Source organism: Oscillibacter valericigenes, from assembly GCF_016902445.1.
Classification (GTDB): domain Bacteria; phylum Bacillota; class Clostridia; order Oscillospirales; family Oscillospiraceae; genus Oscillibacter; species Oscillibacter avistercoris.
Genome location: NZ_JACSNX010000003.1, coordinates 83672 through 103817, shown reverse-complemented (window position 1 = coordinate 103817; position 20146 = coordinate 83672). Strand labels below are relative to the sequence as shown.

At 64.4% G+C, this 20146-nt stretch carries 23 protein-coding genes; 20 read left to right on the top strand and 3 right to left on the bottom strand.

Going from position 1 to position 20146, the window contains the following annotated elements:
* The first annotated feature begins 14 nt into the window (after positions 1 to 14).
* The 9 genes from H9X91_RS04065 to H9X91_RS04025 all read left to right on the top strand — a co-directional run bounded on the left by H9X91_RS04065 (position 15) and on the right by H9X91_RS04025 (position 9858).
* On the top strand, positions 15 to 728 hold the full coding sequence (locus H9X91_RS04065; RefSeq protein WP_204802789.1) for a response regulator: 714 nt from the start codon (positions 15 to 17) through the stop codon (positions 726 to 728).
* 40 nt (positions 729 to 768) lie between these two features.
* On the top strand, positions 769 to 2568 hold the full coding sequence (locus H9X91_RS04060; RefSeq protein ID WP_204802787.1) for an ATP-binding protein: 1800 nt from the start codon (positions 769 to 771) through the stop codon (positions 2566 to 2568).
* 37 nt (positions 2569 to 2605) lie between these two features.
* The gene (locus H9X91_RS04055; RefSeq protein WP_204802785.1) at positions 2606 to 3895 is read left to right on the top strand and encodes a hypothetical protein; all 1290 of its coding nucleotides are present in this window, start codon (positions 2606 to 2608) and stop codon (positions 3893 to 3895) included.
* 43 nt (positions 3896 to 3938) lie between these two features.
* Positions 3939 to 4739 carry a two-component system regulatory protein YycI gene (locus H9X91_RS04050; RefSeq protein WP_204802783.1) on the top strand — a complete coding sequence of 267 codons (801 nt, stop codon included), beginning with the start codon at positions 3939 to 3941 and terminating at the stop codon, positions 4737 to 4739.
* A gap of 316 nt (positions 4740 to 5055) precedes the next feature.
* Positions 5056 to 6354 (top strand): UDP-N-acetylglucosamine 1-carboxyvinyltransferase, encoded by a 1299-nt coding sequence (locus H9X91_RS04045; protein WP_204802781.1) that lies wholly within the window; start codon positions 5056 to 5058, stop codon positions 6352 to 6354.
* 130 nt (positions 6355 to 6484) lie between these two features.
* Complete coding sequence (locus H9X91_RS04040; RefSeq protein WP_204802779.1) at positions 6485 to 7285, top strand: MBL fold metallo-hydrolase; 801 nt, start codon at positions 6485 to 6487, stop codon at positions 7283 to 7285.
* On the top strand, positions 7273 to 7755 hold the full coding sequence (rlmH, locus tag H9X91_RS04035; RefSeq protein ID WP_204802777.1) for a 23S rRNA (pseudouridine(1915)-N(3))-methyltransferase RlmH: 483 nt from the start codon (positions 7273 to 7275) through the stop codon (positions 7753 to 7755). The genes H9X91_RS04040 and rlmH overlap by 13 nt, the downstream gene beginning before the upstream one ends.
* A gap of 13 nt (positions 7756 to 7768) precedes the next feature.
* Positions 7769 to 8083, top strand: coding sequence for a putative signal transducing protein (locus H9X91_RS04030; RefSeq protein WP_204802775.1), 315 nt, complete (start codon positions 7769 to 7771; stop codon positions 8081 to 8083).
* A 47-nt stretch (positions 8084 to 8130) separates the two neighbouring features.
* Positions 8131 to 9858 carry a phospho-sugar mutase gene (locus H9X91_RS04025; protein ID WP_204802773.1) on the top strand — a complete coding sequence of 576 codons (1728 nt, stop codon included), beginning with the start codon at positions 8131 to 8133 and terminating at the stop codon, positions 9856 to 9858.
* Between the two features lie 67 nt (positions 9859 to 9925).
* On the opposite strand, the gene H9X91_RS04020 is transcribed toward H9X91_RS04025, so the two are convergent.
* Entirely contained in the window at positions 9926 to 10345 is a 420-nt protein-coding gene (locus H9X91_RS04020; protein ID WP_204802770.1) for a nuclear transport factor 2 family protein, read from the bottom strand.
* 22 nt (positions 10346 to 10367) lie between these two features.
* Positions 10368 to 10766, bottom strand: coding sequence for a hypothetical protein (locus H9X91_RS04015; protein ID WP_204802768.1), 399 nt, complete (start codon positions 10764 to 10766; stop codon positions 10368 to 10370).
* A gap of 144 nt (positions 10767 to 10910) precedes the next feature.
* Between H9X91_RS04015 and H9X91_RS04010 the strand changes: the two genes are divergently transcribed.
* The 11 genes from H9X91_RS04010 to H9X91_RS03960 all read left to right on the top strand — a co-directional run bounded on the left by H9X91_RS04010 (position 10911) and on the right by H9X91_RS03960 (position 19689).
* A complete protein-coding gene (locus tag H9X91_RS04010) occupies positions 10911 to 11273 on the top strand; it encodes a DUF134 domain-containing protein (RefSeq protein WP_204802766.1) in 363 nt (120 codons plus the stop codon).
* The gene (locus H9X91_RS04005; RefSeq protein ID WP_204802764.1) at positions 11270 to 11677 is read left to right on the top strand and encodes a NifB/NifX family molybdenum-iron cluster-binding protein; all 408 of its coding nucleotides are present in this window, start codon (positions 11270 to 11272) and stop codon (positions 11675 to 11677) included. Before H9X91_RS04010 ends, H9X91_RS04005 begins: the two co-directional genes overlap by 4 nt.
* A 138-nt stretch (positions 11678 to 11815) precedes the next feature.
* A complete protein-coding gene (locus tag H9X91_RS04000; protein WP_204802762.1) occupies positions 11816 to 12460 on the top strand; it encodes a superoxide dismutase in 645 nt (214 codons plus the stop codon).
* Positions 12461 to 12588: 128 nt separating this feature from the next.
* Positions 12589 to 13905: a dihydroorotase gene (locus H9X91_RS03995; RefSeq protein ID WP_204802760.1), complete on the top strand. Its 1317-nt coding sequence runs from the start codon at positions 12589 to 12591 to the stop codon at positions 13903 to 13905.
* Complete coding sequence (locus H9X91_RS03990) at positions 13902 to 14639, top strand: dihydroorotate dehydrogenase electron transfer subunit (RefSeq protein ID WP_204802758.1); 738 nt, start codon at positions 13902 to 13904, stop codon at positions 14637 to 14639. Before H9X91_RS03995 ends, H9X91_RS03990 begins: the two co-directional genes overlap by 4 nt.
* Positions 14633 to 15547, top strand: coding sequence for a dihydroorotate dehydrogenase (locus H9X91_RS03985; RefSeq protein WP_204802755.1), 915 nt, complete (start codon positions 14633 to 14635; stop codon positions 15545 to 15547). The genes H9X91_RS03990 and H9X91_RS03985 overlap by 7 nt, the downstream gene beginning before the upstream one ends.
* A gap of 39 nt (positions 15548 to 15586) precedes the next feature.
* Entirely contained in the window at positions 15587 to 16291 is a 705-nt protein-coding gene (pyrF, locus tag H9X91_RS03980) for an orotidine-5'-phosphate decarboxylase (protein ID WP_204802753.1), read from the top strand.
* Between the two features lie 125 nt (positions 16292 to 16416).
* The gene (pyrE, locus tag H9X91_RS03975) at positions 16417 to 17058 is read left to right on the top strand and encodes an orotate phosphoribosyltransferase (protein ID WP_204802751.1); all 642 of its coding nucleotides are present in this window, start codon (positions 16417 to 16419) and stop codon (positions 17056 to 17058) included.
* Positions 17059 to 17263: 205 nt separating this feature from the next.
* Complete coding sequence (gene pyrB, locus H9X91_RS03970) at positions 17264 to 18184, top strand: aspartate carbamoyltransferase (protein ID WP_204802749.1); 921 nt, start codon at positions 17264 to 17266, stop codon at positions 18182 to 18184.
* A gap of 17 nt (positions 18185 to 18201) precedes the next feature.
* On the top strand, positions 18202 to 18627 hold the full coding sequence (locus tag H9X91_RS03965) for an aspartate carbamoyltransferase regulatory subunit (RefSeq protein ID WP_204802747.1): 426 nt from the start codon (positions 18202 to 18204) through the stop codon (positions 18625 to 18627).
* 195 nt (positions 18628 to 18822) lie between these two features.
* Positions 18823 to 19689 carry a YitT family protein gene (locus H9X91_RS03960; RefSeq protein WP_204802745.1) on the top strand — a complete coding sequence of 289 codons (867 nt, stop codon included), beginning with the start codon at positions 18823 to 18825 and terminating at the stop codon, positions 19687 to 19689.
* A gap of 40 nt (positions 19690 to 19729) precedes the next feature.
* On the opposite strand, the gene H9X91_RS03955 is transcribed toward H9X91_RS03960, so the two are convergent.
* A complete protein-coding gene (locus H9X91_RS03955) occupies positions 19730 to 20131 on the bottom strand; it encodes an RNHCP domain-containing protein (protein WP_204802743.1) in 402 nt (133 codons plus the stop codon).
* Positions 20132 to 20146: the final 15 nt, after the last annotated feature.

The window sequence follows — 20146 nt, the reverse complement described above, 5'->3', positions numbered from 1 at the left end:
GAGGAGGCGCTGTGATGGGCGAGCCGAAAACCGTCCTCATCGTGGAGGACGAGAAAAACATCGTGGATATCCTGAAGTTCAATCTGCAGCGGGCGGGCTACCAGACGCTGGAGGCCTATGACGGCGAGGACGGACTGGCCCAGGCCCTGTCCGCCAACCCGGACCTGATCCTGCTGGACGTGATGCTGCCCAAGAAAAATGGCTTTGACGTTTGCCGGGCCCTGCGGGACCAGGGCAGCAGCGTGCCCGTCATCATCCTCACCGCCCGGGAGGAGGAGGCGGACAAGGTCCTGGGACTGGAGATCGGCGCCGACGACTATATCACCAAGCCCTTCTCCATGCGGGAGCTGGTGGCCCGGGTGGGGGCCAACATCCGGCGGACCGCCATGACGCCGCCGGCGGCTGCCTCTGCCGCGGCCGCCGCCATGCCGGTGTCCGGGGATCTGTCTATCAACACGGACAGCCATCAGGTCTTCCGCTCCGGCAAGGCCATCGACCTGACCCAGCGGGAGTATGAGCTGCTGACCTTTCTGGCCAGCCATCCCAACAAGGTCTACTCCCGCATCGACCTGATGGAGCAGGTGTGGAACTACGGCTATGTGGGAGATGACGTGCGGACCGTGGACGTGACGGTCCGTCGGCTGCGGGAGAAGATCGAGGCCGATCCCGCCAACCCCGTCTTCATCCTCACCCGGCGGGGCGCCGGATACTACTTCTCCGTGAAGTGAGCATGTCCCCGCCCACTCTCTAGGAAGGAAGGTGTTTGCCGTGTTCCGCAGCCTGCACATGAAGCTGACGCTGATCCTGCTGCTGCTCATCACCTCGCTGATGGCGGTGGTGGGCGCGTTCCTGACCACCAGCATCTCCAGCTTCTATATCGACACCTTTTATGAACAGATCAACGCCGTGTTCGGCGACGACAGCGACGGCTATATCTCCACCCTCCGGGCCCGGGCCGCTGAGCCGGATGGAGCCTCCGGGCTCAAGGAGATGCTGGAGAGCCGTGCCGGCTCCCTGGGCATCGACTACCGCACCCGGAACTACTTTATTCTGGACGGACAGAGCGGCACCTACCTGGACGGCTCGACAGACGCCTCGTCGCTCCCGCGGGAACAGACGGCAAACCTGCTCACCGCCCGGAACGCCGTATCCCGGGGGGACAGCACCCGGGTGGGAGACCGCAGCGACATCACCGCCGACTACATGGATGTAGCCATCCCCATCATAGGGGGCGACAACGCCTATATCATCTACATTCTGGACAACAAGGACACGGTCACCGACCTGAACTCCCAGATCTTCCTCATCATCATGCAGGCACTGGTCATCGGCCTGCTGATCTCCGTACTGCTGAGCTTCCTGTTGTCCAAGACCATGGTGGGCCCCATCGAAAAGCTCACCGCCGGAGCCGAGCGGGTGGCCGCCGGGGACTTCGACAGCCAGCTGCCGGTGGAGTCCACCGATGAGATCGGCATCCTCACCGGCACGTTCAATGAGATGGCCGGGGTCCTGCAGTCCACCCTGGCCGCCGTGGAAAACGAGCGCAACAAGCTGGATACCCTGTTCCTGCACATGACCGACGGCGTGGTGGCCTTTGACCACGACGGTCTGCTGATCCACTGCAATCCCGCCGCCACCAACATGCTCCATCGCAGCGTGCCGGAGGGCACCACCTATGACGCCCTCTTCGGCAGGGTCTATCCCTTCCAGAAGACGCTGGCCCTCCAGCGGCCCAACTATGCCGAGGCGGAGATGGAGGTGGGCGACCGGACGCTGGAGCTGTTCCTGGCCCCCTTCTCTGACCAGGCCAGCGGCGGCGTGCTGGTGGTGCTGCACGATGTGACGGAGCAGCACCGCAACGAGGAGCGCCGCAAGGAGTTCGTGGCCAACGTGTCCCACGAGCTGCGCACCCCCCTCACCAACGTCCGCAGCTACGCGGAGACCCTGCGGGACGCTGAGGGCGACCTGCCGGCGGAGACTGCCAACGGCTTTCTGGACATCATCATCACGGAGACGGACCGCATGACCCACATCGTTCAGGACCTGCTGACCCTCAGCCGGCTGGACGCCGGCAATGCGGAGCTGGTGCTCTCCCGCTTCCCCTTCGGGGATGCCATCGAGAGCGTCACCCGCGCCAATGCCCTTGCAGCCAAGCAGCACGGCCATGCCCTGGTCTATACCCCGCCGGAGAGCCTGCCCCTCATCGTGGGGGACCGGAGCCGGCTGGAGCAGGTGATGATGAACGTCATCGGCAACGCCATCAAGTACACGCCCGACGGCGGGCACATCTCCATCACCGCAGGATCCACGGAGGCAGAGGTGTGGATGGAGGTCTGCGACGACGGCATCGGCATCCCGGAAAAGGACCGAGACCGGATCTTCGACCGGTTCTACCGGGTGGATAAGGCCCGCTCCCGGGAGTCCGGCGGCACAGGCCTGGGGCTCTCCATCGCCAAGGAGATCGTCCAGCGCCACCACGGCTCCATCGCGCTGGCCCCACACGAGGGGCCGGGCACCACCATCCGGCTGACGCTGCCCATCGGCGGGCCCTCCGGTCCCGCCGCCTGACCGACGCCGCCGCAGACCGCAAGAAAGGAGGCCGCCTATGGACGCCGCCCGGCACAAGCGCCGCAATCTCATCCAGAATATCGTCATCGCCTGCCTGACTGTCTCGGCGGTGTTCCTCTTTGCCCAGCTGCAGCTGTACAATCTGGACACGACGGAAGATCCCCACTATCTGGAGCGGCTGACAGGCACCCTGCCGGATGAATCTCCCTCTCAGCTGCGGGAGTTTCCCGCACCGGTGCGGGTGGTCATCACAGACTCCTACGGCCGGTACGGCAGCCTGGACCTCACCACCAACAGCAGCAGCTTTTCCGCGCTGGGCCTGCGGGAGGCGTTGGGGTCCCTCCAGAGCCTCGCGCCCTCCTCGGTGGATGAATTCCGCGCTGCCCTCTCCGTCACATCGGTGTATTTCGACTTTCTGGAGCCGCTCCCGCTCTCCGTGCTGGCAGGCCTGATCGGGGTGGATGAGACGCCGCTCACCGGCGATGCCCGCTGCCTGCTGCTGGCAGCCCAGGAGGATGAGACCGTCTGGCTGTATCTCTGGGACGGGGCGGAGAGCTTCTTCAAAAGCGCAGTCCCCGCCACCTCCCTCTCCGCGGATACACTGACCGAGGCCGCCGGCCAGTCCGGCTTCGGCGGGGTCTCCTTCGCCTTTGACGATGTAGAGGTCGATCCCCTGTACGGGGAGCTGTTCCCCCTCTCCATCCTGCCCACGGAACTGCCGGAGCTGCCGGTCCTCTCCGCCGCCTCTCCCCTTTCCGACACCGACTGGCTGCTGCCGTTCTTCGGCTTCAACAGCAACACCAAGGAGCGGTACACGGAGGCAGACGGCACTGAGGTCATCACAGAGGTGGAGACAGACCGCTCCCTCCACATCCAGCCGGACGGGAGCATCGTCTACCGCAGCGGCACAGAGGCCACGCCGGAGATCTCCGCTCAGGAGCAGAACCCCACTGCAGCGGAATCCGCGCTTGGGTGCAGCATCCTGCTGCAGGAGCTGACGGAGGGGCTCACCGGCGAGGCGAGCCTGTACCTGCAGTCCGTCAGCGAGAGCGGAGACTCCACACAGCTTCGATTCGGATACCAGCTTGCCGGTACGCCCATCCGGTTTTCTGACGGCGGCAGTGCCGCGGAGATCACCCTCTCCGGCACCAGCATCACCCGCCTGACACTGCGATTCCGCCAGTACAGCACCACCAATGAGCAGTCTCTCCTGCTGCCGCTCCGGCAGACGCTGGCCATCGCCGCGGACCATCCCGGCGTGGAGCTCTCTGTGGGATATGCGGACGGCGGCGGAGACACCGTGTCCGCCAGCTGGCTGGCAGACTGACCGCACGACCGGCCCCCGGAGGCCACGGAAAGGAGCGTGAGGGATGGAGACCTCCCGACTGAAAAACATCATCATCCTGATCCTGGCTCTGACGAATCTCTGCCTGCTGGGCCTTCTGACCATGCGATTCACCACCGGCTACGCCGCCCGGGATGAGGCGCGGCAGCAGATGGTGCAGCTGTTCGCGGCGGAGGGCGTGTCTCTGGACGGCGACCTGATCCCCAGCACGGATCCGCCCGCCGGGCTGACGCTGACACGGGACCCGGAGGAAGAGCAGAAGCTGGCGGAATTCCTTCTGGGGGAGGCGGTCTCTGCCTCTGACGGAGGCGGGGGCGTCAGCACTTACCAGAACCGGAACGGCAGCGCCGTCTTCCGCTCCGACGGCACCTTTGACGTGGTGATGGAGCACAGCAGCGAGACGGCCGACGCCCTCTGCCGGGCATTCTGCCGGGCATTCCACTATGAGGGGCTGACCTTTACCCTGGAGGGAACCGACGGCAGCGCAGCGGCCGTCCAGTCCTTCGACGGGGCACCGGTGGTCAACTGCTCTGTCACCTTCTCCATCAGCGGGGGCAGCGTGGTCTCCGTCAGCGGCACCCACCTTCCTCAGGAGGGGCAGGCATCCGGCAGCGGGAACGCTCTATCTGCCCTGGCGGCCTTGAATGAAGTTCTCAGCACCATCCGCAGCGGCGCCGTGGTCACCGCGGTGACGGACCTGTATCTCTGCTACGAACTGCAGAGCACCACCGCCACCCCCATGGCCCTGGTCCCTGCCTGGTGTGTGGTCACAGACACCGCTTATTATTATGTAAACTGTTTTACCGGAGAGGTCTCCACCGGCTGAGCCGGCAGGCAGAAATCTTTTTCGGTTTTTCCCTTCCATCTGTCAGGATGCCGTTTTCAGCGTCCTGGACCGGGGGTCGTTTTTTTCGGAATTTTGACGAATTTTGCCATCAGACCGGCCGGTCCTGCAGGAAGGGTTTGCATTTTATACGGGGATATGGTATAGTCTGTGTGTGCGAGCTTTTCCGGGCGGAAATTTCTGCCGCTTTCCCGGGTCTTTTGCTGGTATGAAGCCGCACAGGCCGGGCACACTGTTTGATAGAAAAACACGGGTGCCGCCACAAAAGAAAGCGCCTTTTGAAGAGAGGGTATCGACTTTGACAAAGTATATCGTGCAGGGTGGTCATCCCCTGTTTGGTGAAGTAGAGATCAGCGGCGCCAAGAACGCTGCTGTCGCCATTCTCCCCGCCGCGCTGCTGGTGGACGGGGTCTGCCGGATCGAGAACATCCCCCAGATCTCCGACGTGACGCTGTCCCTGAAGATCCTGGAGCATCTGGGGGCCGGCATCCGTGTCATCAACCGCCACACCGTGGAGATCGACTCCAGCCACATCCGTTCTACCCGGACCTCCTATGAGCTGGCCCGGAAGATGCGGGCCTCTTATTATCTCATCGGCGCACTGCTTGGCCGGTTCGGCCAGGCAGAAGTTGCCATGCCCGGCGGCTGCAATTTCGGCGTCCGCCCCATCGACCAGCACGTGAAGGGCTTCACCGCCCTGGGCGCCAAGGTCATGGTGGAGGGCGGCTTTATCAACGCCTCCACGGAAAACGGCCGCCTGAAGGGGGCCAACATCTATCTGGATGTGGTGTCTGTGGGCGCCACCATGAACATCATGATGGCTGCCGTCCGGGCGGAGGGCAACACCATCATCGAAAACGCCGCCAAGGAGCCCCACATCGTGGATCTGGCCAACTTCCTCAACTCCATGGGGGCCAACATCCGGGGCGCCGGCACCGACACCATCAAGATCCAGGGCGTGGACCGTCTGCGGGGCGGCAGCTACGCCATCATCCCCGACCAGATCGAGGCCGGCACCTACATGGCCGCTGTGGCCGCCACCGGCGGACAGATCCTGGTGAAAAACATCATCCCCAAGCACATGGACTGCATCACCGCCAAGCTGGTGGAGATGGGGGTGGAAGTAGAGGAGCGGGAGGATACCCTTCTGGTCCGCCGCAGCGGCCCCCTGCAGAAAGCCAATGTGAAAACCATGCCCTACCCGGGCTTTCCCACCGACATGCAGCCTCAGATCACCACAGTCCTCTGCCTGGCGGAGGGTACCTCCCTGGTGACGGAAAGCGTTTGGAACAACCGCTACCGCTATGTGGATGAGCTCAAGCGCATGGGCGCCAATATCCAGGTGGACGACAAGACCGCCGTGGTGGAAGGCGTGGACCATCTCACCGGCGCGCCCATCCAGGCCTGCGATCTGCGGGCCGGTGCGGCGCTGGTCATCGCCGCCCTGGCTGCCCAGGGAGAGAGCGAGATCAGCTGTGTCCAGTATATCGAACGGGGCTATGAGGACATCGTCACCAAGCTCCAGGGTCTGGGCGCCACTATCCGCGCGGTGGAGGTCCCCGGCGAGTCCGAGGAGCTGGAGGCCCATATCGGCTGAACGGCAGCCGCTGTCTGTATTACAAGCTCTATCATCGATCAGCGATTCTACGTCCGCGATGGAGGGTGGCGACTTTCGTCGACGGCCTCCCTTGCGGACGTCTCATTTTTCTCCGGAAGAGGTATGCTTTTTGACCATTGTACATACGCTGGCCAGTGGTTCCTCCGGGAACGCGCTGCTGCTCTCCTGCGGAGAGAGCCGGATCCTGCTGGACGCCGGCATCTCCTGCCGACGCATCACCGCCGCCCTGCGGGAACTGGGCCTGGAGCCGGGCAGTCTGTCGGCCATCCTCATCACCCACACCCATGCGGACCACATCTCCGGCCTGCAGACGCTGCTGAAGCGCTGCGATGCCCCGGTCCTCGCCACAGAGCGGGCGGGCCGGGAGCTGGCCTGGCGGCTGCCGGCCGTGGAGGCGCGGCTGGAGACGCTGGACTTCGGCGGCTCCCGGTCCATCGGGGAATGCGCCGTGACGGCGGTCCCCACCTCCCATGACGCGCCGGGCTCCTGCGGCTTCCGGCTGGACACGGAGGACGGTTCCGTGGGCGTCCTGACGGACACCGGCTATGTCACCGACGAGGCCGCCGACGCCCTGCTGGGGGTGGACCTGGCGGTGCTGGAGGCCAATCACGACGTCGAGACCCTCTGCAGCGGCCCCTATCCCTACTATCTGAAGCAGCGCATCCTGGGGCCCCAGGGCCATCTCAGCAACGCCGATGCCGCCTGTTTTGCCGCCGCCCTGGCAGAGAGCGGCGCGTCGGAGATCGTGCTGGCACATCTGAGCCGGGAGAACAATACGCCTGCCATGGCGCAGACCGCCGTGGAGCAGGCCCTCTCCGCAGCAGGGGCCGCTCCCCTGCTGTCCGTGGCTCCCAGGGACTGCCTGGGGCCCGCCCATGTGGTCTGCCGGAGGTCTGTATGCAAAAGGTGACGGTCCTCTGCGTGGGGAAGCTGAAGGAAAAGTTCTATATCGATGCCGCGGCGGAGTACGCCAAGCGCCTCTCCCGTTTCTGCAAGCTGGAGCTGGTGGAGCTGCCGGAGGAGCGGCTGCCGGAGGATCCCTCCCCCGCCCAGATTGAGGCCGCCCTCTTGAAGGAGGCTGCCGCCATCCGGGCCAAGTTCCCCGCCGGCGCCGCCCTCATCGCCCTGTGCGTGGAGGGGGAGCTGCGCTCCAGCGAGGCCCTGGCCCGGCAGATGGCCGCCTGGGCCGGCCAGGGCGTGAGCCAGCTGGTGTTCCTCATCGGCGGGTCCTTCGGCCTGCATCCCTCCATCAAGGGGTCGGCAAAGCTGCGGCTCTCCATGTCTCCCATGACGTTTCCCCACCATCTGGCCCGGGTGATGGTGCTGGAGCAGATCTACCGGGCCTATCAGATCAACGCGGGCACCCGATATCACAAGTAAAGGACGTGGTCGTATGACAGAACCGGCAAAGGACTTCTGGGCCCGGGCAGACCGGGACCTGCTGGCCCGCTGGCCCAAGGATACCTCCGGCGCGCCGGAGCCTGCCGCCAAGCTGGACATCCAGTGGGAGCTGGACAGCCAGGCGGACATCACCGTGTCGTTTTTGGAGAGCTGCGGCATCCCGGCGTTTCAGAACGGGTCTCTCGGCAAGGTGCTGGGGGGATTCGCCTCCCAGGGCGTGGAGATCTGGGTCCCCGCCTCCCGGCTGGAGGAGGCCCAGGCGCTGCTGGACGCCCCCACGGAAGAGACATCACCGGAGCAGGACTGACGGTCCTGTCTCCGTTCTCAAATTACACAACAGGAGGTATCTCGCGCATGGACTTTATGAAGGAATATGAAAAGTGGTTGGCCAGTCCCGCCCTGTCCGAGGCGGAGCATCAGGAGCTGGAGGCCATCCGGAACGACCCCAAGGAGATCGAGAGCCGCTTTTACGGCCCGCTGGAGTTCGGTACCGCCGGCCTGCGGGGCATCATGGCAGTAGGCCTGCACAACATGAACATCCATGTCATCCGCTGGGCCACCCAGGGCTTTGCCCAGGTCATCTGCGCCGAGGGCGAGGAGGGCAAGCGCCGGGGCGTGGCCATCTGCATGGACTGCCGGAACCACTCCATGGAGTTCGCCCGGGCGGCGGCGGAGGTCTGCGCCGCCAACGGCATTCACGTGCGGATCTTTGAGTCCCTCCGCCCCACGCCGGAGCTGAGTTTCGCCGTGCGGGAGTACCACTGCCAGGCGGGCATCAACGTCACCGCCAGCCACAACCCCAAGGAGTACAACGGCTACAAGGTCTACTGGGAGGACGGCGCCCAGCTGCCCCCCCACCACGCCGACGCCATCGCCGCCGCCCTGGAGAAGATCGACGTCTTCAACGACATCCGGCGCATGGACTTCGACGAGGCGGTGAAGGCCGGCCTCATCGAGACCATGGGCGACGAGACGGACCGGCGTTTCATGGCCAACGTCACCGCCATGATCAACGACAAGGAGACCGTGGCCAAGGTGGCGGACACCTTCAAGCTGGTGTACACCCCCTTCCACGGCTGCGGCTACAAGCTGGTGCCGGAGGCATTGCGGACCCTGGGCATCAAGCACCTGATCTGCGAGCCCAAGCAGATGGTCATTGACGGGGATTTCCCCACCGTGGTCTCCCCCAACCCGGAGAACCCGGAGGGCTTCTACCTGGCCATTGACCTGGCCCGGGAGAACGACGTGGACTTCATCCTGGGCACGGACCCGGACAGCGACCGGGTGGGCATCATGATCCGGGACCACAGCGGCGAGTACCGCCCCGTCACCGGCAACCAGACCGGCGTGCTGCTGCTGGACTACCTCATCGGCGCCATGCGCCGCTCCGGTAAGATGCCGGAGAAGCCCGTGGCCCTCAAGACCATCGTCACCACGGAGATGGCCCGGAAGGTGGCGGAGTCCAACGGCGTCACCTGCTACGACACCTTCACCGGCTTCAAGTTCATGGCGGAGAAGAAGAACGCCCTGGAGGCCGCCGGCGAGGGGAAGGTCATCTTCTCCTACGAGGAGAGCTACGGCTACATGCTGGGCGACTACGTCCGGGACAAGGACGCCGTCACCGCCTCCATGCTGCTGACGGAGATGGCCGCCTGGTACGCCGCTCAGGGGCAGACATTGTTCGACGCCCTGGAGAAGTTGTATGAGAAGTACGGCCACTACGCCGAAAAGACCCACAACCTGGTGATGCCCGGCCTGGACGGCCTGAAGGACATGGCGGAGCTGATGAAGGACCTCCGGGAAAATCCCCCGGCGGAAATCTCCGGCGTGCAGGTGGTCACCCGGAAGGACTATACCGACGGGTCCGTGGTGGACTGCGCCACCGGGGCAAAGAGCTCCATGGAGCTCTCCGGCTCCAACGTGCTGCGGTTCGAGCTGGCGGACGGCACCACCATCTTGGTGCGGCCCTCCGGCACGGAGCCCAAGATCAAGGTCTATATCCTGACCCAGGGCGCAGACGCCGCCGCCTGCGACGCCAATCTGGAGAAGTACGGCCAGTGGGTCAAGACGCTGCAGAAGTAATCGCTCCCTTTTTGATACGAACAACGGCGCCCGCTCCTTTCGGAACGGGCGCCGTTTTCTGCGCTGTTCAGAACCAGGCCGCCTGCTGGTCCCGGAACCGGGGCTCCGGGCCGTGGGCATAGGGATCGTAGCGGTCCAGGTTGCAGCCGAACTCCTGGAGACGGGCGATCTGCCCCGCCGCCGTCCAGCGGACCAGGGTCATGCCCTCGAACACCTCTTGGCGGCCGTCGTCCATCTGGTTGGCGAAGATCCACTCCACCACGGTCTGGTCCCCCCTGTGGAAGAACTGGCGGATGTCCCACCGCTCCACCGTGCCCCGGCGGTTCCACTCGGTGAACCACCAGGCGATCTTGTCCGCGCCGTGGTACTCCGGGCCCCAGCTCTCGATGTACACCGCGTCCGGGGCAAAGAGATCCCGGATGCCAGTGTCCCGCTTGGTGAGCCACATGTCGAACCACCGGCGGATGGCCGCTTCCCGCTGTTCCATCTGATCATTCCTCACTTTCCAATCACGGCTCCGGCAGCAGGGCCCAGACCTGGTCCCGCAACGCTCCGCCGTCGATGATCGGGCAGCAGCCCTTTCCTGCGTCATCGTAGACCACGCAGGTGTCCTCGTCCATGTAGAGGTAGCAGTGCCAGCCGTCGCCAAGCACTCCGATCTCCACGCTGCTGTCCCTGGTCTGCACGGGAAATACCCCAATCCGGTATCCCCGCCGCTCCACACCCCGCAGCAGGCTCCCCAGCGCATCCAGATCCACTTGATCGGTGACGTTGGTCAAACCCTGGCCAGACGCCACATAATAGACCCGGTACTCCCCCTCTGCCACCACACGGGGGACAAAGCACCAGGCGGCGATTGCGGCCAGCGCCACGACGCACATCAGTAAGATTTTCCCCTTCTTTTTCACTCGGACCGCCCCCTCTCTGGCTCCATCATACGGGGTTCGCGCCGGGCCTGTCAAGACGGAACGCGGATTTTACCAAAGCCGTTCTTGACATATGTTCAAAACAATGTATAATGGACATATGTTCAAAACAAGGGAGGGACATCCATGCCGCGGAATGCCAAGTGCCGCCGGGTCTGCCAGATGCCGGCCCACTGCCGCTTTTCCCCGGAGCAGCCCGCCCACGGGGAAGCCGTGGAGTTGACGGTGGAAGAGTACGAGGCCGTCCGGCTGATGGACTACCTGGGGCTGAACCAGGAGGAAGCCGCCGCCCAGATGGGGGTGGCCCGGACTACGGTCCAGCGGATCTACGCCCAGGCCCGGCGGAAGCTGGCGGCGTTTCTGGTGGAGGGTAGGCCGCTGCAGATCGGCGGCGGCAGCTACGCTCTCTGTCCCCAGGAGAACTGCCGGGGCTGCGGCAGGCCCTGCGGCGGCTGCCACTCCCAACAAGGAAAGGAAGCGTCATCATGAAAATCGCAGTCACCTATGAAAACGGCCAGGTGTTCCAGCACTTCGGCCACACGGCGCAGTTCAAGCTCTACGACGCGGAGAACGGCGCGGTCGTCTCCTCCCAGGTGGTGGACACCAACGGCAGCGGCCACGGGGCCCTGGCGGGCTTTCTGAAGGACCACCAGGTGGACGCCCTGATCTGCGGCGGCATCGGCGGCGGGGCCCAAATGGCGCTGGCGGAGGCGGGCATCCGGCTGTACGCCGGCTGCCAGGGCGATGCGGACCAACGGGTGGCGGAGCTGCTGGCGGGCACGCTGGTCAGCGCGGACGGGGCTACCTGTGATCATCACCACGGCGAGCATCACGATTGCGGCGACCACGGCTGCGGCCATCACGAAGAGGGCCACACCTGCGGACACTGCTGAGTCCGGACCGGGAGGGCAGACTGCCCTCCCGGCTTTTTGTCCGGCAGATTTTGGAAATAGGGGATCCGCGTTCCGCATAGGATGGGAACAGCGGATGCTGACTTCCCGCCGGAAAGGATGATCGCCTTGGAGCAATACATGGAACAGCACTATCCCTTCACCCTGCCGCCTCTGCCCTACGCCTACGACGCTCTGGCGCCGGAACTGATTGAAAGGGTGCTGCACTTTCACCACGACAAGCACTTCGCCGCCTATGTGGACACCCTGAATCAGCTGCTGGAGCGCGCGCCTACCTATCAGTCCTGGCCCCTGTGGAGGCTGTGCCTGGACTGGCGGGAGCTGCCGGACGACCTCCGGCAGGGCGTCCGGAACAACGCCGGCGGCGTCTTCAACCACGACCTGTATTTCCGCACCCTCCACCCGCTGCCGGTCTCCGCTCCGGACCCGGCGCTGGCGGGCGCCGTGACCCGGGACTTTGGCGGCATGTCCGGGCTGAAGGCCGCCATGAAGCAGGCGGCCCTGGGGCAGTTCGGCTCCGGCTGGGCCTGGCTGTCCGCGGACGGCGACGGCCGCCTGGCCGTCCAGAAGACCGCCAACCAGGACACGCCGCTGCCGCTGTGTCCCCTGCTGTGCTGCGACGTGTGGGAACACGCCTACTACCTCCAGTACCAGAACCGCCGGGCGGACTACTTCGAGGCCTGGTGGCGGCTGGTGGACTGGCCCCAGGTCTCCCGCTTCTACGATCACTGCCTGTCCTGCCGCCCGCCCAGGCCCCAGCCCTGATGCCAGATCCCGGAAGCGGCGGCAGCGGCCGCCGCTTTTGGAAAACTCCAGAAATTAGGCGTTGACAACCGCTTCCTTTTCCGTTATGATAATGTGTCGAATGAAGACACAGAGGAAGGAGCGTACCCATGAATTTCTTACTGACCGGCGGGGTCGTTTTCCGGGATGGAACTTTCCAGAATATGGATGTTGCCATTTCCAAAGGCCGTATTGTTTCCGTTTCTCCCTCCCTTTCCCAGGAAGGTTTTTCCGTAATTGAATGTCAGGATCAAGTCATTGTTCCAGGTTTCGTTGATGTACATGTTCATCTTCGGGAGCCTGGATTTTCTTATAAGGAGACCGTGGCCTCCGGCACAGCCGCAGCCGCGGCCGGGGGCTACACAGCGGTGTGCGCCATGCCCAATCTGGACCCGGTGCCGGACGCTCTGGACCACCTGCGGCCGGAGCTGGATGCCGTCGCCCGGGATGCCCGTGTGCGGGTGTATCCCTACGGCGCCATCACCCGGGGCGAAAAAGGGGCGGAGCTGGCGGAGCTGCGGGCGATGAAGCCCTTTGTCTGCGGCTTCTCCGACGACGGAAAGGGCGTCCAGTCCCGGGAGCGGATGCGCGATGCCATGCTGCTTGCCAAGGAGCTGAACAAGCCCATCACCGCCCATTGTGAGGACGAGTCCCTTCTCACCCCCGGCTGGTGCGTTCACAACGGGGACTGGGCAAAACGGAACGGCTTCCCCGGCAACAACTCCGAAAGCGAGTGGCGGCAGGTGGAGCGGGACCTGGAGCTGGTCCGGGAGACCGGCTGCCGGTACCACGTCTGCCACGTCTCCACCAAAGAGAGCGTGGCCCTGATCCGCCAAGCCAAGGCGGAAGGGCTGCCGGTGTCCTGTGAGACCGGGCCCCACTACCTGATCCTCTGCGACGAGGATCTGATGGATGACGGCCGGTTCAAGATGAGCCCCCCCATCCGCTCCGCCGCAGACCGGGACGCCCTGGTGGAGGGTCTGCTGGACGGCACCATCGACTGCATCGCTACGGACCACGCCCCCCACAGTGCGGAGGAGAAGTCCCGGGGGCTCCGCAGCCTCAACGGCATCGTGGGGCTGGAGTGCGCCTTCCCGGTGCTGTACACCCAGCTGGTGGAGCCGGGCGTCGTGCCCTTCGCCACGCTGCTGAACGCCCTGTGCGTCAATCCCCGGCGGCTGTTCCGCCTGCCGGGCGGGAAGATCGAAGCCGGCGAGATCGCGGATCTCACGGTGCTGGACCTGAACTGGCCCCACACCATTGACAGCACCACCTTCTTTTCCCAGGGTCGGGCCACGCCCTTTGACGGCTGGACCGTCACCGCCGGGGTGGACAAGACCATCTGCAACGGCAATCTGGTGTACACCGCCAGCTCCCACAACGTCAACAAGACCCCCATTCCCCCCTGTCAGGAGGATTATATATGAAACAGTCTCTCTTTACCCTGGAGCACGCCCGGCAGCTGACCGCCGACACCTATGAGCTGGTGCTCTCCGGCGACACCTCCGCCGTCACGGCGCCGGGGCAGTTCGTGAATATCCAGCTGCCCGGCAAATTCCTCCGGCGGCCCATTTCCATCTGCAACTGGACGGAGGACGCCCTGCTGCTCCTGGTCCGGGTGGTGGGCGAGGGCACCCACGACCTGGTGCGGTGCGTCCCCGGCACGGAGCTGGACGTGCTGTCGGGCCTGGGCAACGGCTTCGACCTGACGCTGGGCGGTGCGCACCCCATCCTGCTGGGGGGCGGCATCGGCATCGCGCCCCTGTACGGCCTGGCCCAGCGGATGCTGGAGGCGGGCATCACGCCCACGGTGGGGCTGGGCTTCCGGTCCGGGAAGGATGCCTTCTATCTGGAGGAGTTCTCCAAGCTGGGCTGCCGCCTGCTGGTGGCCACAGAGGACGGGAGTCTGGGCACCCGCGGCTTTGTGACCGACCTGGCCAAGAACGTCCCGGAGTGCGATTACGCCTTCGTCTGCGGCCCCACCCCCATGCTGAAGGCCGTCCACGGCCTGGGCCAGCTCACCGGCGGCCAGTTCAGCTTCGAGGCCCGGATGGGCTGCGGCTTCGGCGCCTGCATGGGCTGCTCCGTCCCCACGACGAACGGCTACAAGCGGGTGTGCAAGGACGGCCCCATTCTGTATAAGGAGGAGATCGTATGGTGAACCTGTCTGTCCGCCTGGGAGACGTGGAGCTGAAAAACCCCGTGATCCCCGCCTCCGGCACCTTTGGCTACGGCCGGGAGTATGCAGAGCTGTACGATTTGGACATTCTGGGCAGCTTCTCCTGGAAGGGCACCACCGCCGCGCCCCGGCTGGGCAACCCCCAGCCCCGCATCGCGGAGACCGCCTCCGGCATGCTGAACGCCGTGGGGCTCCAGAACCCGGGCATCGATGCGGTCATCGCGGATGAGGTGCCCCACATCGCCGAAATCTTCCACGGGCCGGTGATCGCCAACGTGGGGGGCTTCTCCCTCCAGGAGTACGCGGAGAACTGCGCCAAGCTCAGCGACATCGACCAGGTGGCCATCCTGGAGGTGAACATCTCCTGCCCCAACGTCCACGCCGGGGGGAAGAACTTCGGCTGTGACCCCCACGCCGCGGCGGAGGTCACCCGGGCGGTGAAGGCGGTGACGAAGAAGCCGGTCTTTATGAAGCTGACGCCCAATGTCACCGACATCGCGGAGATCGCCAAGGCCTGCGCCGACGCGGGGGCCGACGGCCTGTGCCTCATCAACACCCTGCTGGGCATGCGGATCGACTTGAAAACGAAAAAGCCCCTCATCGCCAACCGCACCGGCGGCCTGTCCGGCCCGGCGGTGTTCCCGGTGGCGGTGCGGATGGTATGGGACGTGTACGAGGCGGTGAAGCTGCCCATCATCGGCTGCGGCGGCGTCAGCTCCGCCGAGGACGTGTGCGAGATGATGCTGGCGGGGGCCAGCGCCGTGGAGATCGGCGCCGCCAATCTGCGGGACCCTTACGCCTGCAAGAAGATCGTCGAGGACCTGCCGGGCGTATGTGAGCGCCTGGGCGTGGGGCGGATCGCGGACCTGACCGGCGCCGCCCACGGCTGAGCGGCACACATTGGAATTTACAGAAAGGACTGTTTGAATATGAGCGCAAAAGACGTCATCATCGCCCTGGACTTCCCCACCCGTGAGGAGACCCTCTCCTTCCTGGACCAGTTCCCCGCCGGGGAGAAGCCCTTTGTGAAGATCGGCATGGAGCTGTTCTACGCCGAGGGCCCCCAGGTGGTCCGGGACATCAAGGCCCGGGGCCACAAGATCTTCCTGGACCTGAAGCTCCACGACATCCCCAACACCGTGAAGCGGGCCATGGCAGTTCTGAGCCGCCTGGACGTGGACATGGTGAACCTCCACGCCGCCGGCACTGCCGAGATGATGCGTGCCGCTCTGGAGGGCCTGACCCGCCCTGACGGCACCCGCCCCCTGCTGATCGCCGTCACCCAGCTGACCTCCACCGACGCCGCCGCCCTGAAAAACGAGCTGCTGATCGATACCCCCATGGCGGAGACGGTGCTCTCCTACGCCAAGAACGCCGCCGCCAGCGGTCTGGACGGCGTGGTCTGCTCTCCCCTGGAGGCTGCCCTGGTGAAGGAGCGGTGCGGTGCGGACTTCCTCACCGTCACCCCCGGCATCCGGTTTGCCGACAGCGCCGCCGGCGACCAGAAGCGGATCATGACCCCGGAGAAGGCGGGCAAGTCCGGCTGTGACTACATCGTGGTGGGCCGCCCCATCACCCAGGCGGAGGACCCGGTGGCGGCATATCGGAGAGCGGTGAAAGACTTTTTGGGCTAAAGCCGCAAAAGATAAAAGTGAAAAGATAAAAGATAAGAGATGACCTGTGACGAAGAAAATCTTTTATCTCTTATCCCTTATCTTTTATCTCACCATCAATATCGGATCAAGAGGAGGATGTTTATATGAACTTAGAACGCGAGATCGCCCATGACCTTCTGTCTATCGGTGCCGTATTCCTGCGGCCGGACGAGCCCTTTACCTGGGCCTCCGGCATCAAGAGCCCCATCTACTGCGACAACCGCCTGACCCTCACCGCCCCCGCCGTCCGCACGGACGTAGAGAAGGGGCTGGTGGAGCTGATCCGCACCCATTACCCGGATGTGGAGGTGCTGATGGGCACGTCCACCGCCGGCATCGCCCACGCCGCTATCGTGGGCCACCTGATGGACCTGCCCATGGGCTACGTCCGCTCCGGCAACAAGGACCATGGCCGCCAGAACCGCATTGAGGGCAAACTGGAAAAGGGGCAGAAAGTCGTCGTAGTGGAGGATCTGATCTCCACTGCCGGCAGCTGCATCGAAGTGGTGGAGGCCCTGCGGGAGGCCGGCGCCGAAGTCCTCGGTGTCGCGTCCATCTTCACCTACGGGCTCCAGAAGGGCCTGGACCGCCTGGCCGCCGCCCATGTCATCAATCACTCCCTGTCCAACTTCGACGCCGTCTGTGAAGTGGCCGCCGAGGAAGGGAAGATCAAGCCGGAGGATATCGAGCGGCTGAAGAAGTTCCGGGCCGATCCCAGTGACGAGTCCTGGATAGCGTCGAAATAAACTTCGCTTGTTCCGCTTCCGGCTTGCGCCGAAAGCTGCACCCGCTCTGTTTATTTCTCCTTTCCCCACCGAACCCGCTCCGCTGGGCTTCGGCGGGGACCCCGATCTGACTTCGCTTGTTCCGCTTCCGGCTCGCGCCGAAAGCGGTCCACCGCTGCCTGGAGAGCAGCACCCCTTCCAACCATTCCCCTGAAAGGAGTCCATCATGCCCAGAAATCTCATCGATATCACAGACCTCTCCGTGGAGGAGATCGATCAGCTGATCGCCACCGCGGAGGACATCATCGCCAACCCGGCAAAATACCAGGACGCCTGCGCCCACAAGCAGCTGGCCACCCTCTTCTTCGAGCCCTCCACCCGGACCCGGCTCTCCTTCGAGTCCGCCATGCTGGCCCTGGGCGGCAGCACCCTGGGCTTCTCCGAGGCCAGCTCCAGCTCCACCGCCAAGGGCGAGACCGTGGGCGACACCATCCACACTGTCAGCTGCTACGCCGACATCATCGCCATGCGCCATCCCAAGGAGGGCGCGCCCTTCGCCGCGTCCCAGTACAGTGAGGTGCCCATCATCAACGCCGGCGACGGCGGCCACAACCACCCCACCCAGACCCTGACGGACCTGCTGACCATCCACCGGGAGAAGGGCCGGCTGGGAGGCTTCACCATCGGCTTCTGCGGCGACCTGAAGTTCGGCCGGACCGTCCACTCCCTGGTGAACGCCCTGAGCCGGTATGAGAACATCAACTACGTGCTGATCTCCCCCACAGAGCTGAAGCTGCCCCGGTACGTGAAAGAGGAGGCCCTGAAGAAGAAGGGCATCCCCTACACCCAGACCACGGACCTGGAGTCCGTCATCCCCCAGCTGGACATCCTGTACATGACCCGGGTCCAGAAGGAGCGGTTCTTCAACGAGGAGGACTATCTGCGTCTGAAGGACAGCTACATCCTGACGCCGGAGAAGCTGGAGCACGCCAAGGCGGACCTGTCCATCCTCCATCCCCTGCCCCGGGTCAATGAGATCACCGTGGCGGTGGACAAGGATCCCCGGGCCGCCTACTGGAGACAGGTGAAGAACGGCAAGTACATCCGCATGGCACTGATCATGAAGCTGCTGGGCATCCAGGTGTGAGAAGGAGGGCATAGATCATGAATATCGACAGCATCCAAAACGGCGTGGTCCTGGACCACATCCAGGCCGGCAAGAGTATGGACATCTACCGCTACCTCCATCTGGACCAGCTGGACTGCTCCGTGGCCATCATCAAAAATGTGAAGAGCGGCAAGATGGGCAAGAAGGACATCATCAAGATCGACTCCCCCATGGAGGTGGATCTGGACGTGCTGGGCTACATCGACCCCAACATCACCGTCAACATCATTCGGGACGGCATCCGGGTGGATAAAAAGCATGTGGAGCTCCCCAAGAAGCTGGTGAACATCATCCACTGCAAGAACCCCCGCTGCATCACCGTGTCGGAGCCTCAGCTGGACGCCATCTTCCTGCTGAGCGACCCGGCCACCCACACCTACCGCTGCGCTTACTGCGAGACGGCCAAGGACAAGAAGTTCTGATCTCTCCATGACGGCGGGCCGTCTCCAGACTGCGCCGGAGGCCGCTGACCTCCGCCTCAGAAGGGACTGGAGCCGCAATTCTGCATTGCAGGAAAGTTTTCCTGCAATGCAGAACTTTTTTTGCATTTTTCCTTGCATTTTGTGGAAAGAACGCTTATACTTCCTCCCGGACGAACGCAAACGGAGGTACCTGATATGAAGCGTTTTCTCAGGAGCACATGGGGCAGCTATCTTGCAGTGGCAGGTCTGGCCTGCCTGATGGGCGTCAGCTATGAGCTGTTCGTCTTTCCAAACGCCTTTGCCCCGGCGGGCATCAACGGCCTGGCCACCATGCTGCAGTATCTGCTGCATGTCAACATCGGCTACCTCTCCCTGCTCATCAACCTGCCGCTGATCCTGCTGGCCTGGAAAAAGGTGGACCGGGACTTTGCCCGCAAGACGCTGGTGTTCGTGCTGGTGTTTTCCGGCATCACGCTGATCCTGGGGCAGGTGGATCTCAGCGGCATCGCCTATGACTCCGGCTCCTCTGCCATTCTGGGGCCTGTGGCCGCCGGCGTGGTCAGCGGTGCCGTCTACGGCTGGGTGATCCGGCGGAACGGCTCCACCGGCGGAACGGACATCGTGGCTGCCTGGGTCCGGAAAAAGCGGCCGGAGGCCAGCCTCGTCTGGCTGATCTTCACCCTCAACGCCACGGTGGCGGTGCTGTCCTTCTTCGTCTACGGCTATCAGTTCGAGCCGGTGATCCTGTGCCTGATCTACTGCTACCTCAGCTCCAGCATCAGCGACGCCATTTTGAAGGGCGGCAAGTCCGCCCTGAAATTCGAGGTCATCACCCGCCAGCCGGAGGCCCTGTCCCACCAGCTGATGGACCAGCTGCACCACGGCGTCACGGTCCTGCAGGCGGAGGGCATGTACTCTGAGACGCCCCGGTATCTGCTGATCTGCGTGGTGAACCGCCACCAGGTGGTCCGGTTCCAGGAGGTGCTGTCCCGGTTCCCGGATACCTTTGCCTATGTCTCCGGAGTCAACGAGACCCTGGGCAACTTCAAGCACATTGCATAGCAAACACCAGCGGGGGCCGCGGTCTCCGCTGGTGTTTCGTTTATTCCGCCGACCGGTTCAGCCGCTCCAGCGGGAACGGCGGCATGGCCAACGGCTTCACCGCCAGGCTCATCAGCACCGTGGGGTCATCGTCCGCCGCCACCCGGTTGGAGTGGAGCACGCCGCAGACCCTGCAGCGGTGGATGATGGCCCACTCGCCGCCCTTCCGCACCCAGACGGCCACCGGCTCCATGGTGCCGCCGCAGTCGGCGGCCCGGTCGCCGGGCTCGTCGTCCAGGTGGACGCTGGCGAGGCAGTTGGGGCAGTGATTCCGGTGCTGGGTGCCGGCGGCCTGGGGCCCTACCGGCCAGCCGCAGACCCGGCAGGTGAACACATCCTGGCAGGGGTCCTGCCGGAAGTCCGGACGGCGGCGTTTCGGTTTTTGCGGGATGCGCTGGGACATGATGATCTTCCTCCT

Coding starts and splice junctions, on each gene's coding strand:
- H9X91_RS04065 (WP_204802789.1), top strand. CDS start 15: ATGGGCGAGCCGAAAACCGTCCTCATCGTGGAGGACGAGAAAAACATC.
- H9X91_RS04055 (WP_204802785.1), top strand. CDS start 2,606: ATGGACGCCGCCCGGCACAAGCGCCGCAATCTCATCCAGAATATCGTC.
- H9X91_RS04050 (WP_204802783.1), top strand. CDS start 3,939: ATGGAGACCTCCCGACTGAAAAACATCATCATCCTGATCCTGGCTCTG.
- rlmH (WP_204802777.1), top strand. CDS start 7,273: ATGCAAAAGGTGACGGTCCTCTGCGTGGGGAAGCTGAAGGAAAAGTTC.
- H9X91_RS04030 (WP_204802775.1), top strand. CDS start 7,769: ATGACAGAACCGGCAAAGGACTTCTGGGCCCGGGCAGACCGGGACCTG.
- H9X91_RS04025 (WP_204802773.1), top strand. CDS start 8,131: ATGGACTTTATGAAGGAATATGAAAAGTGGTTGGCCAGTCCCGCCCTG.
- H9X91_RS04020 (WP_204802770.1), bottom strand. CDS start 10,345: ATGGAACAGCGGGAAGCGGCCATCCGCCGGTGGTTCGACATGTGGCTC.
- H9X91_RS04010 (WP_204802766.1), top strand. CDS start 10,911: ATGCCGCGGAATGCCAAGTGCCGCCGGGTCTGCCAGATGCCGGCCCAC.
- H9X91_RS04005 (WP_204802764.1), top strand. CDS start 11,270: ATGAAAATCGCAGTCACCTATGAAAACGGCCAGGTGTTCCAGCACTTC.
- H9X91_RS04000 (WP_204802762.1), top strand. CDS start 11,816: ATGGAACAGCACTATCCCTTCACCCTGCCGCCTCTGCCCTACGCCTAC.
- H9X91_RS03995 (WP_204802760.1), top strand. CDS start 12,589: ATGAATTTCTTACTGACCGGCGGGGTCGTTTTCCGGGATGGAACTTTC.
- H9X91_RS03990 (WP_204802758.1), top strand. CDS start 13,902: ATGAAACAGTCTCTCTTTACCCTGGAGCACGCCCGGCAGCTGACCGCC.
- H9X91_RS03985 (WP_204802755.1), top strand. CDS start 14,633: ATGGTGAACCTGTCTGTCCGCCTGGGAGACGTGGAGCTGAAAAACCCC.
- pyrF (WP_204802753.1), top strand. CDS start 15,587: ATGAGCGCAAAAGACGTCATCATCGCCCTGGACTTCCCCACCCGTGAG.
- pyrE (WP_204802751.1), top strand. CDS start 16,417: ATGAACTTAGAACGCGAGATCGCCCATGACCTTCTGTCTATCGGTGCC.
- pyrB (WP_204802749.1), top strand. CDS start 17,264: ATGCCCAGAAATCTCATCGATATCACAGACCTCTCCGTGGAGGAGATC.
- H9X91_RS03965 (WP_204802747.1), top strand. CDS start 18,202: ATGAATATCGACAGCATCCAAAACGGCGTGGTCCTGGACCACATCCAG.
- H9X91_RS03960 (WP_204802745.1), top strand. CDS start 18,823: ATGAAGCGTTTTCTCAGGAGCACATGGGGCAGCTATCTTGCAGTGGCA.
- H9X91_RS03955 (WP_204802743.1), bottom strand. CDS start 20,131: ATGTCCCAGCGCATCCCGCAAAAACCGAAACGCCGCCGTCCGGACTTC.